The sequence below is a fragment of the Sediminicola sp. YIK13 genome, from assembly GCF_001430825.1.
Taxonomy (GTDB): domain Bacteria; phylum Bacteroidota; class Bacteroidia; order Flavobacteriales; family Flavobacteriaceae; genus Sediminicola.
Window position 1 is genome coordinate 352501 of the sequence record NZ_CP010535.1, and the last position, 15684, is coordinate 368184.

Sequence of the window (15684 nt, forward strand, 5' to 3'; positions counted from 1 at the left end):
AATATGGCACTTTTTTGTTTTGGGTGGTGCCATAAGCCATTGGCTATTTATTTATATAGATGTAATCTAACTAATTAGAATGTCTTTGTACTCTTCAAAAAAGGCTTCAAATTGTAGCATATGTTCATTCAAAAAGACCATGGTCTCTTGCCAACTATCCTTGTTGTGGATAGATACTCCCTCTAGAACCATATAGATTCTTGATATTTCTTTTTGATTTTCCAAGACATAGGAATCATTGAAAATAGCTCCTGGTAGAAATTCTTCAATCAGAATGGATTTTAAGGAAAGTAGTTTTTCCCAAAGTTCAATTCGTTTTTCTAAATCATGGTGATCCAAATCCAACGAAACCATGGCGGTTTTGGTATCAAAATGGAATTTAAAGGAGAAATCTTTAACTGTTGTATTGTACAGGATCCATTTTCTAGGAAAGGATTTTCCAAAGGATATCCAAAAGTCCTCCCGCAATTTTCGTGATGCTTCCTTGCTGAACATTTATAAGAGATAGGCTATGGCGATCCCAAAGATGATCACCACTAATTTTCGTAAATTAAACTTATGCCCCTCCGAGCTTTCAAAGAGGATGACGGTAGAGATATGGAGAAACACCCCAATAACCACAGCTGTAATTGGCGCATAGTACTGTTCTATGATCGGCAAATTGGCCGCCAATAGACTTCCCAATGGGGTCATTATGGCAAACAACACTATAAAAAATACCGCATTGCGCAGTTTGATCTTCGAATTGATAAAAAATATACTGAGAATAATGGCAATGGGAACTTTGTGTACCAGGATGCCATAAAGTATTGTTTGGTGTTTCTCAATGGGGATTCCTTCCAATAGGGAATGAAGGGAAAGACTAATGAATAATAGCCATGGAAAGTTTGTTTTTTCCGTGTCCAAATGAACATGTCCGTGTTCTGCACCCTTGGAGAAAAACTCCAGAAATATTTGAAATAGAATTCCGAGCATCACACAGAGGCCAATTGTTTTTGGGTCGGAATTTTCGTAGACTTCTGGAAACAATTCAAAAACCGTAAGGGCTAAAAGAAAGGCCCCGCTAAATGCCAAAACTAATTTGAAGGCTTCCTTGTTTTTTGGTTTTACCATTAGAACAAAGGCAAAACTTAATAATACCGCTAGAATGGGTAATAAATAGATCATGTAAAATTGGTTAATGCTCGGTACTATTTAATTGTACAGTGTAATTGGGGTAAAATTAATGTATTTTTGCGGTATTCTTTAAAGTAAGTATGGACAATAATTTTAAAATGGTAGCCAAAACCTTATTTGGTTTTGAGGAGATATTAGCAAAGGAATTGCGCAATCTTGGCGCAGCAAATGTAGAGGAAGGAGTTAGAAGCGTTTCTTTTGAAGGCGATAAAGGTTTTATGTACAAAGCCAACCTTTGTCTAAGGACCGCAATAAAAATTGTGAAGCCGGTGCATTCTTTTTCAGTAGTTGACGAGAACGACCTTTATAAGAAAATATATCGAATGGATTGGAGTGAATACCTTTCGGCGGACACTACTTTTGCCATTGACACTACAATCAATTCAGAGAATTTTACACACTCCCTTTACGTTTCACAAAAAGTTAAGGATGCTATTGTGGATAAATTTCGAGATACGGATGGTCGTAGGCCAGATGTGGATATAAAATTCCCGGATGTTCGTTTAAATATTCATATACAAAAAGAACATTGTAACGTTTCCATGGATACCTCAGGAAGATCCCTACACCAAAGAGGATATCGTACGGCCACCAATATAGCTCCGATAAATGAAGTTTTGGCCGCGGGCTTGCTGCTTTTAAGTGGCTGGGACGGACAATGTGATTTTCTGGATCCTATGTGTGGGAGTGGTACTTTTTTAACGGAAGCCGCCATGATTGCCTGTAACATTCCGGCAAATATCAATAGAAAGGAATTTGCCTTTGAAAAATGGTCAGATTTTGACGAAGAGCTTTTTGAAAAGATAGTGGATGTCAGTCTAAATAAGACAAGGGAGTTCCATTTTAAAATCGTTGGGTATGATAAGGCACCTTCGGCTGTGGCCAAGGCAAAGGATAACGTTAAGAATGCCAACTTATCGGAGTACATTACCATTGATAGAATGAACTTTTTTGAGACGGATAAGTTTACAGAAAAACACTTACATATGGTATTCAACCCTCCATATGGAGAGCGATTGGATATTGAAATGGAAAGTTTCTATGCTTCCATAGGAGATACGCTAAAACAAAAATATCCAGGAACAGACGCCTGGTTCATTACTTCCAATTTGGAGGCATTAAAGTTTGTAGGATTGAGGCCATCAAGAAAAATAAAGGTTTTCAACAGCCATTTGGAATCAAAGTTGGTGAAGTATGTCATGTATGAAGGAAGTAAAAAAGCCAAATTCAATCAACCTTCCTAGTATATGAAACCAAAGTTTAAGGCCTTTCTTTTCAATTTTATTGGGTTTGCTGTCCTTTTTGTAATTATCAGGACCATCATGTGGTTTCTGTTGTCGAGCGACAGTATTTTTTTGGCAATAGTTGCAGCTGTATTGGCTTCTGTCCTGTCGCCGAAATTTGCTGTTTCCAGGACTAAAGAAGGAGAAAAACTGTTTATGAAATGGGTGTTTATAAAAGGGCTAAAGGAAATTTGATCTATTTTTCAACTTCTTTCTTTGTCGCCTTTTTTGCCTTTTTGTAAAGCGGGATAAAATAGGATATGGAATAGTTGTAACTGGCACCAAAGTTACTGCCATCGGTAACCTTATTAAATCCAGGTATCCACAGGGTTGGAAATTCGTCGGATTGTTTTTGGGTGACCAAAAAGTCCAAACGTACGCTTGCCCCCAAGTAGATATTGGCAAATAACTCCACTTTTGTTCCAAATACTAGTTCTAACCATGATGCATTTAAGCCACTGAATTCTCGACCGGGTGATTGGCCATCGGCAAAACCGTCTGCGTTCCAATATCTATTACTGTCAAAAACGGAGTAATCGTTCAAAGTTTGGCTGAAAGTGCTTACAGCATACCTGCCACCCAAAAAGATTGTATTGTCCATCCCATACCAGTTCTGGTAGGTATTGTAATCTACCCCTGCTTTTATATAACTACCAGAAGAAGTGAAATTATATAGATCTTCCTGCTTGGTTCGGTCTTCATTACCTAGTTCTGCTGCAAGGAATAGTTTTTGGGTCAATCTGTAATCGCCCACGAGTTCCAGTCCCGTATAATCATCATTGAAAAAAGACAGTGCCAATTTACTGAGGTCAGCCCCTACACGAAGGCCATAGGACTCCTTTTTAACTACGGTGTCCTTTGGTTGTAGGTCAATGGATTTACTCTGAGAGTGCCCTGCAATAAAGCCCAAAAGGAAGAAAACACTAATGAAATATCTTAACATGGGCTGTAGCTTGATCGTTAATAGTGGTTTGGACAACTTCTATTTCTTTTATCCAGTTATCTGTATCTGAAGTTAGCGTTCCATTTAGGCTGGCGTAATTCGCTATAAAACCACAGGCACGTGATACGAAAACTTCTTTGGTTTCATAATTAAAGGTAACAACATCTGCATTTCCAGTTTCCTCATTGGAGCTATTGGAGGCTGAATTTGATATGAATACGAATGAGGTGGTTGGACTATTGATCCGTAAAGGTAGTTCTACTAGATCCAGGTCGGTTCTGTCTGGCACGGTATTGACGGTAAACTCTTGATCGATACCGGCCACCCTCAATTTTGTCACTCTTTTGACCGTTGCAGTATCGTTGATATCGTAAAAACCTACAACCAAGAGGGGAGTATCCCCATCTACACAAATATCATCTTTCTCACAGGCGGAAAAAGAAATGATTATCATTAGAATAGCGCCAATGGCCAGTATTTTTTTCATGAACAAAATTGAATAGTTCTACAACCAGTGGTTAGGTTCTTTTTTCCAAAAGTACAACATTTTCCACATGGTGTGTTTGCGGAAACATATCTACAGGTTGTAATTTGGTGATTTTGTAAAGGTCTTTCATCAATTCCAGATCCCTCGCCTGTGTGGCACTGTTACAACTTACATAAACCACCTTTTTTGGGGCAATATTCAAAATTTGTTGCACCACATCCTTATGCATGCCATCCCTTGGGGGATCCGTGATTATTACATCTGGTTTGCCGTTGGCGGCAATAAATCCGGCGTTGAAGATGTTTTTCATATCACCTGCAAAAAAGGCAACATTTTCTATATTGTTTAGTTTTGCATTGGCTTTTGCATCTTCAATGGCCACAGGAACTGCCTCTATCCCTACTACTTTCTTGGCTTGCTTTGCCACGAATTGGGCAATAGTCCCCGTACCGGTGTACAGATCATAAACCAGTTCATCTCCTGTAAGTCCTGCAAACTCCCTGGTTATTTTATAAAGTTCGTACGCCTGATCCGAATTGGTTTGATAAAAGGATTTCGCGTTTATCTTAAACTTTAACCCTTCCATTTCTTCAAAGATATGATCACGTCCTGCATAACATTCAATCTTTTGATCGTAGATCGTATCGTTTTGCTTTTGGTTGATCACATATAACAATGAAGTGATTTCAGGGAAGGTTTCCTTCATAAAATCCATCAAAAGTGTCCGTTGTTCCTGGTTATCTTCAAAGAATTGCACCAATACCATGATTTCCCCATTAGAGGAGGTTCTGATCATTAGCGTTCGCAATAATCCTTCTTGATTTCTGGGATTAAAAAAAGGAAGCCCGTGTTTATTCGCAAAATCTTTGACTGCCAAGCGTATGGCGTTGGACGGGTCAGCCTGTAAGTGACATTTTTTGATGTCCAAAATTTTGTCCCACATTCCTGGTATATGGAAGCCAAGTGCATTTCTGTCCTCTATTTCGTCTTTTGAATTAATTTCATCATACGTGAGCCATCGGCTATCCGAGAAAGAGAATTCCATTTTGTTCCGGTAAAAATATTGTTTTTCGGAACCTAGGATTGGGGTAATTGTCGGCAATTCTAAATGCCCAATCCGTATTAAGTTATTTTCTACTTCCTTTTGTTTGTAAAATAATTGGTGCTCATAGGCCATATCTTGCCATTTGCAGCCCCCGCAAACTCCAAAGTGTTGGCATTCAGGTTTTGTTCTCTTATCGGATAAGGTGTGGAATTTTATAGCGGTACCTTCAAAATAAGCTTTTCTTTTTTTGGTGGTCTGTACATCAACTACATCACCTGGAACTGTGTTGGTTAGAAATATTACCCGTCCGTCTGGTGCCTTGCCTATTGTTTTTCCCTTCGCCCCTGCATCTATTACCTGTACATTTTCGAAGATCTGTCTTTTGTTCTTTTTGCGCATGTGGCAAAAGTAAAATCTTTTTACAAAACTATGGGGACCACGGACCTAAAATCTATCTAAAGTTTTAGGGGTATTTGTATTCTTAGTGGTATTAGTAAGGCTAGAATTTAACCTATTGATTTTTGAATTTCCTTTAAATCACAGATACACGAATAAATATGTATTTTTTAGGAATATTTTTATTGGAATTTAAAAGGGAAGGCAAATTTTCCCCTGGGCATTAATCTATTTGCATTAAAAAGGGTGTTGGACAAATACGCCCAATAAATTAAGGGGTTTGGGGTATAACAAAGCGTTAATATACTTTATAATCCCCATAATTATTTGTAATTTGCAGCCACTTCATAGGATGATTTCTCTCCTTAAGCAGGAATCATATAAGTTTTATTTAAAAAGTAGAAATCATGTCAGTTTTAGAACGATTAACTTCTGAGGACGCCATAGCAATGGAGAATGAGTACGGAGCACATAATTACCATCCATTACCTGTTGTATTAAGTAGGGGTGAAGGTGTTTATGTGTGGGATGTTGAGGGTAAGAAATATTACGATTTCCTCTCTGCCTATTCCGCAGTAAACCAAGGGCATTGCCATCCGAAAATTGTTGGAGCCATGGTAAAACAGGCGCAAACATTAACATTAACATCAAGGGCATTTTATAATGATATGCTCGGGAAGTTTGAGAAATACGCATCGGAAACCTTCGGATTCGATAAACTGTTGCCTATGAACACAGGTGCCGAGGCTGTAGAAACTGCGCTGAAGATCTGTAGAAAATGGGCTTATGAGAAAAAAGGGATTCCTGAAAATGAAGCTGAAATAGTTGTTTGTGAGAACAATTTTCACGGGCGTACCACAACAATCATCTCTTTTTCCAATGATGAAGTGGCAAGAAAACATTTTGGACCATACACTAAAGGATTCATCAAAATAGAGTACGATAATTTACAGGCCTTGGAAACGGTCTTGAAAACCAATAAAAATATTGCAGGATTCCTCGTGGAACCAATTCAGGGTGAAGCCGGGGTTTTTGTCCCTTCTGAGGGATATTTAGCCAAAGCAAAGGCCTTGTGCGAGGAACACAATGTACTTTTTATTGCTGATGAAGTTCAGACTGGAATAGCCAGAACGGGAAGGTTATTGGCGACTTGTGGTAACTGTACTTGCGCTGATAAGCACTGCAGTGGAACACCAGAAGTAAAACCAGATATTCTAATTTTGGGAAAAGCTCTTTCTGGAGGAGCCTACCCCGTCTCTGGAGTATTGGCAAATGATAATATAATGGGAGTTATTAGACCTGGCAACCATGGAAGTACCTTCGGAGGTAACCCAGTAGCGGCTGCAGTTGGGATGGCCGCATTGGAAGTTATAAAAGATGAGAATCTCGCGCAAAATGCTTTTGATCTTGGTGAGTTGTTCCGTGAAGAATTGAACAAATTCATTCCAAATTGCTCTTTGGTAAATGCTGTTAGGGGTAAAGGTCTATTGAATGCTATTCTGATCAATGATACAGAAGACAGTTCAACCGCATGGGACATTTGTATGGCCCTAAAAGAAAACGGACTTTTGGCAAAACCAACACATGGTAACATCATCCGTTTTGCACCACCTTTGGTTATGACCAAGGAACAGTTATTGGAATGTGTATCCATTATAACCACTACCTTGACAAATTTTGAAAGTGAATTATAAGTAATTAGGAATTAAAAAGCCACTCTTCTTCGGAACAGCGGCTTTTTTATTTTTATACTGACATTCAATTGAAGCTTAGGTAATTTACCCAACCTCTTGAATACGCTATTAAAAAGCTGAAGAGAGGTCTCCTCTTGACCTAGATCTTTTTAATTGTCTCTGTATTTTCTTAATAGCAGATTCGATCGATTTTTCAGGTTCTATGATATTGTACTCCCCCCAAAAATCCGGATCGGAAAAGCCACTGGCCTCATCACTTAAGATGATACGGGACTTCATTTTTTCCCTTGCTTTTAAATTGGCCTTTTCTGTATTTACTTCCCAATCGGTTACGGCCATTTCTGCGGTCATGCTATATACAGAATTGAAAAAACGGTCGTCCCAATTAATTTTAAATTCCAGCAATACGTTGCTATAGCCGTAATACCACCTTCCATCTTTTTCTCTATAATCTACCCTGTAAGCGACATCTGTTGGCCATACTTTGGCATTGGCGGGCTTTTTGCGTACAAATAGTTTTGAGGCCTTGTCCGGGTCGGTAATATTTAAGGAATAAATGGCACTTGTGAGTATTTTGTTTTCAGAATCTATGTACAGTTTCCCTTTGTACAATGGTTCATCAATATAATTGTGCTGTTCAAAATTGACCACAAAGATCAGTCGGTCATTTACCCTGGTGGACTGATCGAAACTAAAAGAATATTTGGAAATATCCTCATCAGTAAATATATACTCCGGATATTTCATGATATCCACATACAACGTATTGAAAGGCCCACCTTCCAGTTTAAGGGCAACGGTATCCAATTTGCTGTAATCCGTGCTCTTGCGAGCTTTGTACAGTTGTATTGCATCTCTTTTGGGTGTATTGTATGGCGCTTTGTAAATGGTGACCACCGCTTCTGAAAGGGATACATTTTTTCTTCTCTTCTTTATGGTCTCCCTGTAAAAAGCAGTCATGATGGTGGGTTCATTAAAATAGTTCTCTCCTTTTTTAGCCAAAGTTTCACGTACCAGTCCTTCCGCACTTTTGGGTACGGTTAGGTTAACCTCCGATAGTTCAATACTGGCAATGTCCAAGAGAATTTCATTATTTTCGGGTCGAAGCTCAGTCAATGAAACTAATTTGGTCTTATAACCTAAGAAAGAGATGCTGATATTGCCTTGTACGGTGCTTTTGGGAATTTTTAGTGAGAATGTACCCTCTGTGTTAGTAACGGTGCTGATATTGGTCCCCTCCAAGCTAAGTGTAGCAAAGACCAAAGGTTTTTTAGAGTCGCTATCCAAGATTTCTCCACTGTAGGAATTGTAATTCATCTCCTGTTGCTCATCTTGGAAATAAACAGAGGCATAGGAATTATCGTGGATTCCAATAAAGGACAATACCAGTATTGCCGTTATGAGGTATTTTTTTTGAAAAATAAAGATATTTCTTAACATGAGAGCAATTTTTTATGAGCAGTACTCCTTTGGGAAGGAGTAACATACATACTCTAAGTTAACGAAAATTGACCAAATTTACTATTTTTTCAGTCGATTTCTATACATATATAGACCATAGTATCTGTTGTTTTTTGGTTTTTTGAAATGTCGCGACTACCTTTTAAAAATAGGTAGAAAAAAATACTAACAATTCTGTTAATTCTTCCGCATACGCTTAGGACCGTACCACAACCAAAAACCGGTAGTGGTAAAAATAAAAAGGGCCACGCCCATTATTGAGGTATAAGCTAGTTTAAATTGCCCATTTTGGGTCCCAAAATAATAGTCGAGCAGGGAGCCATCATGCAATTTTTCTATATAGTCCCCACGTCGTTTTTCTATTAGCAGTAGTTTTCCCGTGGTGCCATCCAGTTGAACACCCCAAAAATCATCTACAAAGGTAAATTTGACTATGCCCTTATCCGTTCTGATTTCCATTCGGTCTACCTCTACATTTGGAGTCGCAGAAATGGAATCCCTATAAATTTTTAATGCCTTTTGGTGTAGCATATCCATTGGTTGCCAATCTGCCAAATTGGAAGAAACTCCTTTTTGGGTCTCGGCTAAGATATAGCCACCGCTATTTTTTTTCCATCCCAACAAGATGCCAGATATGGAAATTATAAAGAAAAAGGAAAATAGCAAAGCGCCCATCGTACGATGCACTTTCCTGAAGATCCTTAATATTCGAGCTTGTTTTTGTCTTTTAGTAGGATTGGACATGTATATTTATAGAGAATTTAAAGGGGTTTGGGTCGGTATTAGTTCACCATAAATAAGGCATTTACAAAAAAGAGTTTGCCATTCTCCCAAAACCCTCGGAACAAAGGGTTGTCTACCATATATACAACTTGACCTCGACCATAATTCTCCACTCCAAAAATTAAGGTTTTCCCAATTTTTTTCTGTGCCTCACTTCCTGCAAATCCGGCAACGGGCATAGTAGCTTTATCTAGATGAACCACGGTTCCCTTATCCAAGTATTCATAAGCATCATCCCCTAATTTTAAGGAAAAATACGTGTCTTTATAGCCATATGCCAAGGGATGTGTTGTGTCTACATTGGTTTTGAAAATAGCACCTGTAATTGCGTTTTTAATACTTTCTCTTTCAGAAACATCATAGGACTCCAAAGATAGAGTAGTGTCTTTTTTACTTTCCCTTGCTTTTATCCCAAAGCCATTTTCTCCATCAATGCCTTTGATAGCTCCTCCCATAGCGATAAGCTTACCTCCACTTTTGACCCAGTCTTTTAAACGTTGTAGCTGACCATCATTAAACGAACTTCCATACCAACCATTGGGCAGTACCAATACATCGTATTTTGAAAGATCCACTTGTTTCCAATAGTCACTATCCAAAATAGACACAGGATACTTTAATTGTTGCTCAAAAAAGTGCCAAATCTCCCCAAACTGCAAGGTGCTTGTGGGTTCCCCTGAGAGAACTGCTATTTTTGTATCGGAGACCATCTGTACTGACGAAGATCCAAAATCCTTTCCTCCATCTACAAACCCTGTAGTGGTAGCAGTCAAGGACTTATTATTATTTCTCGCTGATGCCTCTAAAAGTTGAAGGAAATCCTTCTTATTCTTATTGTCCGCATTGGTGATGATCAAGCTTCCCCTATCGTATTTTTTACCACTTAGGGTAAAGGGCTTGTCCGTGTATCGTACGCGTACTCCTTCTTTTAAAAGTTCTGCCAGAAAACGTGCGTCGTCCATACTGTTCCAATCGGTGATATAGGCATATGCCTGGGGATCAAGAGGCGTATCCGTATTTTTTTCCGTGGCATATGAACTGTTCCCCACTAAACTTTCGGAAGCAATTGCGTCCAATCCATAGGCATAGGGTAGTGACCAGGCGGTAATGTCATAGGTCAAGGAATCACTTAATTTTGCATTGGGCTCAAATAACACTTTTACCAAAGTTCCTTTTGTTTGATTGGTGGAGATGACCAAACTGTTGGATGATGTTTTTGAACTTCCTGATTTTCCCGAGGCATAATCAAACCCTTTGACAGAAGAGCCGTTGCCTGAACCGTATACAATTTGATGTTGGTCTAGAAGTGTGGTAAGTGCCCTTATTTTATCTGCGTCCCCATTAAGGACATAGCTCTTATACTTGTAATTCTTTGGCTGATAAAATTTCCTGAATTCATCATTTAATTTTTTGGAGTTGCCTGCAGCCACCTCAACCGTAGAAATCCCAGTGGTAAAGTGGTGATCAATTCTGTCCTTAAGGGTAAGGGTGTCTCCAATACCAGTGATTATTCCCAAACCTGCACGCCCACTGCCCCCTTGTTCGTAGGTCATTCCAATGGAACCATTGTACATGGGATACGTGTCTCCGTAACTGGGATATAAAAGGTCAAAAACTTCCTTTGTAAAGTAGAACCAACCTTTCGCGTCAAAATATTTCGCATGGTTCTTGCCAATGGTGACCTGAAAATCCCTTTGGAAATCTGTGATCACTTCATGGAAGGGTTCTGCTGCGGGCGCAAAATAATATGGGTTGTTCACACCTTGTTCATGGAAGTCTACATGAACATGCGGCAGCCACTGGTTGTACATTTTTAAACGCTGTTGACTTTCTACTTGTGTTAGCCATGCCCAATCCCGGTTTAGGTCGAACATATAGTGGTTGGCTCTGCCACTTAGCCAACCTTCGCGGTGCTCCTTGCTATTGGGGTCAACATTGTTGGGTGTATTTTTATTTTCATTATACCAATTGACATAGCGGTCACGGCCATCGGGATTGATACAGGGATCTATGATCACTACCGTATTTTCCAAATAGTCCGCTTTATTGGTCAAAAGTTCGTAAATGGTCTGCATGGAGGCTTCGGTACTTACACTTTCATTCCCGTGCACGTTATAACTCAACCAAACAATTGCTTTTGAAGAATTTCCTGTACCTGTGGTGCTTTTTAGATGGTCTTCCCTGATGCTCTCGATGTTTTTAATATTAGTAGCGGAGGACACATAGGCCAGTATAAGAGGCCTGCGCTCATTTGTTTTGCCATACGTGGTAAGCTGTACACGATCAGCCGCTGCTTCTGCCAGATATTCGTAATAATCCACTACTTCATGATGACGGGTAAATTGAGTTCCCAATTCGTATCCTAAAAATTCCGATGGGGATTTTATTTCTTGGGATATGTTTGTTAGTGAATATAAAAAACAGGCAAATAGTAATAAGTGCTTCATATTGGGAACTGTGCTTGGTTATTTTCCAAATCTAACAATAACTGTACAATTTGTAAACAACTTAACGTATTTTTAGGAACTCAAAATTTCAATAATTTTAACTTTACCCAGATTTTAAGCTGCCTATATGAAAAGCGACTGTATACCTTTTAAAAAAACAGGTTATTTTTCCAATCTGATATGTGATTACTTGGACCAAAAAGAAAGTCTGCAGCCTTTTTATAATAGATTTCCAAACCTAGATAATTTTAAGGACCAATTATTGGAGAAACAGGCCAATTTTCCGTTGGAAAATAGGGAAGTGCTTCATAGTGCGATAAAAGAGCAGTATGCCAGTACGACTATTTCGAGATCAACCGAGCTTCATATAGAATTGTTGAAGGACAATTCTACCTTCACTGTAGTAACCGGACATCAATTAAATCTATTTACCGGACCGCTGTACTTTTTATATAAAATTATTTCAACCATTAACTTAACACAGCAATTAAAGGAGGCATATCCCAATTACAATTTTGTACCTGTTTATTGGATGGCCACCGAAGATCATGATTTTGACGAGATCAATTACTTTAATTTCAAGGGTAAAAAATTGCAGTGGAACAAGAAGGCATCTGGTGCCGTAGGCCACCTAAAAACGGATGGTCTGGATGATGTTTATGATATGCTATCCATGGAAATTGGAATAGGTCAAAATGCAGAAGAGTTAAAGGCTTTATTCAAGAGCTCTTATTTGGAACACGATAACCTTACCGATGCCACACGATTTTTGGCCAATGAACTTTTCGGAGATTATGGGTTGGTCATTGTAGATGGCGATGATAGGGAACTCAAAAAATTATTGGTGCCCTACGCTAAAAAGGACATCCTTGAAAATGTATCCTACAAAGCTGTCCACAATACCGCACACAGGTTAGCGCAGTTAGAGGAGAATTACGGTATTCAGGTAAACCCGAGGGAAATCAATTATTTTTATTTAAAAGATGGACTTAGGGAGCGCATCATTGAAAAGGACGGATCTTACTACATTAATGATACTGTTTTAAGTTTTACCGAAAAGGAGCTGTTGGAAGAACTAAAAAGTTATCCAGAGCGTTTTTCTCCCAACGTGATTTCCAGACCCTTGTACCAAGAAATTATTTTACCTAATCTATGTTATATAGGGGGAGGTGGGGAGCTGGCATATTGGTTGGAATTGAAATCCTCCTTTGAAGAAATGGGTGTAACTTTTCCAATCTTGCTATTGAGGAACTCAGCCTTGATCATAACGCAAAAACAGGATGACAAATTAACAAAGCTCAATTTGGATATCGCCGATCTGTTTTTAAAGCAAAGTAGTTTTATCAATAAAAAGATAAGGACCATATCTAATATTGATATAGACTTTTCACCACAAAGACAACATTTGCTAGAGCAGTTCCAGGGACTTTACAACTTGGCAGCACAAACGGACAAGTCCTTTTTTGGGGCAGTGAAGGCTCAAGAGGTAAAACAGCTCAAAGGTCTTGACAATTTGGAAAAGAGGCTGTTAAAGGCCCAGAAACGAAAGTTGAAAGATCATGTAGTGCGTATGACGGAAATACAGAATGAGTTGTTTCCCAATAAATCCCTACAAGAACGCAATTTGAATTTTTCGGAACTTTATTTGGAATACGGCGAAGTACTGATTCCTGTTCTTATGAGTTCATTAAAACCACTGTCCGCCGAGTTTGCCGTACTGACGATGGATTAATTGTTCAAAGGGGGTAAGGGCCAATTATCTAGCATTGAATTTTAAGGGACTAAAAATTGCCCTTCCCAATCGGATTCTTCTTTGGAGTATCTAACCCTAATATGATTAGGTCTTTTTAGTTTTAAATATTCTATTTTAAAAGGATGGATCTCCACCACACAGAAATGATGCTCATCATTTAAATATTCCACAATATCAGGATTTTTGATTTCCTTTCCTGGTGCCTCTGAGGTAGTGTAATCTCTTTTAGATTCTTCAGGAACAGCATCCCAGAGTAATTTTTTACTAGCAGTGTCATTGTTCACTATGGCTAAACCCTCAATGCGTAATTGCAATAGTTTTTCCGGGTGATAGAACAGTAAGCTTACTTTTTTATTTTCTTTTATATGGGTGATTTTTTTTGAACGCTTATCGGTGAAAAAAGTGAGGATCAGATCATCCGTGGCCTGGCGAAGGACAATAGTTCGTAGCCGGGCTACATTATCCAGTCCTACCGTAGCTAGGGTACAGTACCGGAAAGGATGCCCTTTTTCGGTTGCTCCTTTTTGAATTTCCTCTTGTAGCTCTCTAAAAAACGTTGATTCCATGTGCCCTTATTTTCACTAATAAAGATAAAAAATAAAAGAACAGGGTAGGGTATTTTGTTTATAAGTTGTTTAGTGTATAGACAGTGCATAAAGCATAAGTTTCAAATAATAGTAGTTAGGTTAGTTTTCCCAATGAAGATTGGGATCGATTTAAAAGCTCGGGGTGGTTTCCGGGCTTTTTTTTGTTTGGATTTGTAGTAAATCAGAGTTGCCTTCCACTTAAAAAGTAACTCAAAACATTACCTTTGCCAAAAGACCTTGGCCAAATGCACAATATAGATATACAACTGGTGGAAATGACCCTGGATGTCATGAAATATGTCATCAATAGAATAACTAAAACCGCACCAGAATTGGGGCAACCTAAAAAAGAAGAGGAATTGAGAAGTTTGGTGGGGGAAACCATTACTTCAGCTGGCATAGGTGGAGAGAAAGCCTTTGATCTTTTCAAAGATGTTTTAATAAAGGCAACAGTCCCTATTGATCACCCCAGACATTTGGCCTTTGTGCCGGCATCCCCGACAAGAGCTGCTATTATGTTTGATTTGGTCACATCGGCTTCCAGTATCCACGGGGCCTATTGGATGGAAGGGGCAGGAGGTATTTTCTGTGAAAACGAGGCCATGAAATGGTTGGTATCCCTAGCCGGGCTTCCAGAACCGGCCTTTGGAGTATTTACAAGTGGCGGTACGGCAGCTAATTTGTCTGCCATGGTAACGGCACGTGAGAACTGGAGAAAGAACAAGGACAATCTCAATGAAAAGGCCCTTATAATTACCTCCAGCGGGGCACATTCCTCCATTAAGTCCATGGCTAAGGTGATAGATGCCGATGTTGTTTTGGTAGAAACCGAAGACAGTATGTCGGCAGAAATGTTGTCCGACGCTTTAAAGGAGCTAACGCCCCACCAAAGAAAAAGACTTTTCGCCATTGTTGCCACGGGGGGTACTACCAATGCAGGCATCATTGATGACCTCGATGGGATTGCCACAATTTGTGAGCAGGAAAATATTTGGTTTCATGTGGATGCTGCTTATGGCGGCGGAGCCTTGGCCTCTAAATTGGCCAGACCACTTTTTAAGGGGATAGAACGTGCCAACAGCATTACCATAGATCCACATAAATGGCTGTTCTCGCCATACGACTGTGGGGCGATACTTTATAAAAACCCAGAATTGGCAAAAGAGGCACATTCCCAGGAAGGGTCCTATTTGGATATTTTCAAGGATGAAGGAGCACATGGGTTTAATCCTTCTGATTACCAGATCCAATTGACACGAAGGGTAAGGGGGCTACCCTTATGGTTTTCCTTGGCCATGCACGGAACCGATAAGTATGAATGGGCCGTTCAACAAGGCATAGAACTCGCAAACCTCGCAGGAAGGATTATCCAAGACAGCCCGATAGTAGAACTGGTAAGGGAGCCAAGTCTTTCATGTGTACTGTTCAGAAGAAAGGATTGGTCACCAGATGATTACAGAAATTGGACCTACAAAAACCATAGGGACGGATTTGCATTGGTCACCCCAACAAAATGGAAGCATCAAGGGGTTTATGAAACCGTTGCCCGCTTCTGTTTTATAAACCCAGATACCACTGAATCTGATATAAGGGCCATTTTAGATTCTATGAAATAGGCCTAATGTCGAA

The 15684-nt window shown here is 39.3% G+C and carries 15 protein-coding genes (1 of these 15 only partly in view); 6 read left to right on the forward strand and 9 right to left on the reverse strand.

The genetic code is table 11. From position 1 onward, the window contains the following. On the forward strand, positions 1-70 hold the 3' end of the coding sequence (gene trhA, locus SB49_RS01635; RefSeq protein ID WP_082591055.1) for a PAQR family membrane homeostasis protein TrhA. The gene continues 581 nt to the left of window position 1, outside the view; 70 of the gene's 651 nt are visible here — the last part of the coding sequence; its start codon lies off the left edge, out of view; it ends in the stop codon at positions 68-70. On the opposite strand, the gene SB49_RS01640 is transcribed toward trhA, so the two are convergent. Together SB49_RS01640 and SB49_RS01645 are read right to left on the reverse strand one after the other, a co-directional pair. Then, on the reverse strand, positions 67-495 hold the full coding sequence (locus tag SB49_RS01640) for a DUF4268 domain-containing protein (protein WP_062053236.1): 429 nt from the start codon (positions 493-495) through the stop codon (positions 67-69). The two genes, trhA and SB49_RS01640, sit on opposite strands and share 4 nt — an antisense overlap. Then, entirely contained in the window at positions 496-1167 is a 672-nt protein-coding gene (locus tag SB49_RS01645) for a ZIP family metal transporter (RefSeq protein WP_062053238.1), read from the reverse strand. Between the two features lie 89 nt (positions 1168-1256). Between SB49_RS01645 and SB49_RS01650 the strand changes: the two genes are divergently transcribed. Together SB49_RS01650 and SB49_RS01655 are read left to right on the forward strand one after the other, a co-directional pair. Beyond that, positions 1257-2420, forward strand: coding sequence for a THUMP domain-containing class I SAM-dependent RNA methyltransferase (locus SB49_RS01650; RefSeq protein ID WP_062053240.1), 1164 nt, complete (start codon positions 1257-1259; stop codon positions 2418-2420). Positions 2421-2423: 3 nt separating this feature from the next. Next, positions 2424-2654: a hypothetical protein gene (locus SB49_RS01655; protein WP_062053242.1), complete on the forward strand. Its 231-nt coding sequence runs from the start codon at positions 2424-2426 to the stop codon at positions 2652-2654. A 1-nt stretch (position 2655) separates the two neighbouring features. Here the strand turns inward: SB49_RS01655 and SB49_RS01660 are convergent, their stop codons facing one another. The 3 genes from SB49_RS01660 to rlmD are packed head-to-tail and all read right to left on the reverse strand — an operon-like array spanning position 2656 to position 5333. Continuing rightward, positions 2656-3402 carry a DUF6048 family protein gene (locus tag SB49_RS01660; RefSeq protein ID WP_062053244.1) on the reverse strand — a complete coding sequence of 249 codons (747 nt, stop codon included), beginning with the start codon at positions 3400-3402 and terminating at the stop codon, positions 2656-2658. Beyond that, on the reverse strand, positions 3383-3889 hold the full coding sequence (locus tag SB49_RS01665; RefSeq protein ID WP_062053246.1) for a DUF6452 family protein: 507 nt from the start codon (positions 3887-3889) through the stop codon (positions 3383-3385). Before SB49_RS01665 ends, SB49_RS01660 begins: the two co-directional genes overlap by 20 nt. Positions 3890-3920: 31 nt before the next feature. Further along, the gene (rlmD, locus tag SB49_RS01670; protein ID WP_062053248.1) at positions 3921-5333 is read right to left on the reverse strand and encodes a 23S rRNA (uracil(1939)-C(5))-methyltransferase RlmD; all 1413 of its coding nucleotides are present in this window, start codon (positions 5331-5333) and stop codon (positions 3921-3923) included. A 404-nt stretch (positions 5334-5737) separates the two neighbouring features. On the opposite strand from rlmD, the gene rocD reads away from it, so the two are divergent. Next, positions 5738-7024: an ornithine--oxo-acid transaminase gene (rocD, locus tag SB49_RS01675; protein ID WP_062053250.1), complete on the forward strand. Its 1287-nt coding sequence runs from the start codon at positions 5738-5740 to the stop codon at positions 7022-7024. Between the two features lie 108 nt (positions 7025-7132). Here rocD and SB49_RS01680 read toward each other — a convergent pair whose 3' ends face one another. The 3 genes from SB49_RS01680 to SB49_RS01690 form a co-directional block, all read right to left on the reverse strand. Continuing rightward, positions 7133-8464, reverse strand: a complete 1332-nt coding sequence (locus SB49_RS01680) for a carboxypeptidase-like regulatory domain-containing protein (RefSeq protein WP_062053252.1) — start codon at positions 8462-8464, stop codon at positions 7133-7135. 198 nt (positions 8465-8662) lie between these two features. Continuing rightward, positions 8663-9229 (reverse strand): PepSY domain-containing protein, encoded by a 567-nt coding sequence (locus tag SB49_RS01685; RefSeq protein ID WP_062053254.1) that lies wholly within the window; start codon positions 9227-9229, stop codon positions 8663-8665. A 38-nt stretch (positions 9230-9267) separates the two neighbouring features. Next, positions 9268-11715, reverse strand: a complete 2448-nt coding sequence (locus tag SB49_RS01690) for a M14 family zinc carboxypeptidase (RefSeq protein ID WP_062053256.1) — start codon at positions 11713-11715, stop codon at positions 9268-9270. Positions 11716-11842: 127 nt separating this feature from the next. On the opposite strand from SB49_RS01690, the gene bshC reads away from it, so the two are divergent. Next, entirely contained in the window at positions 11843-13447 is a 1605-nt protein-coding gene (gene bshC, locus SB49_RS01695; RefSeq protein ID WP_062053258.1) for a bacillithiol biosynthesis cysteine-adding enzyme BshC, read from the forward strand. 41 nt (positions 13448-13488) lie between these two features. Here the strand turns inward: bshC and SB49_RS01700 are convergent, their stop codons facing one another. Next, entirely contained in the window at positions 13489-14034 is a 546-nt protein-coding gene (locus tag SB49_RS01700) for a pyridoxamine 5'-phosphate oxidase family protein (protein WP_062053260.1), read from the reverse strand. Between the two features lie 266 nt (positions 14035-14300). On the opposite strand from SB49_RS01700, the gene SB49_RS01705 reads away from it, so the two are divergent. Continuing rightward, entirely contained in the window at positions 14301-15671 is a 1371-nt protein-coding gene (locus SB49_RS01705) for a pyridoxal phosphate-dependent decarboxylase family protein (RefSeq protein ID WP_062053262.1), read from the forward strand. Positions 15672-15684 lie beyond the last annotated feature (13 nt).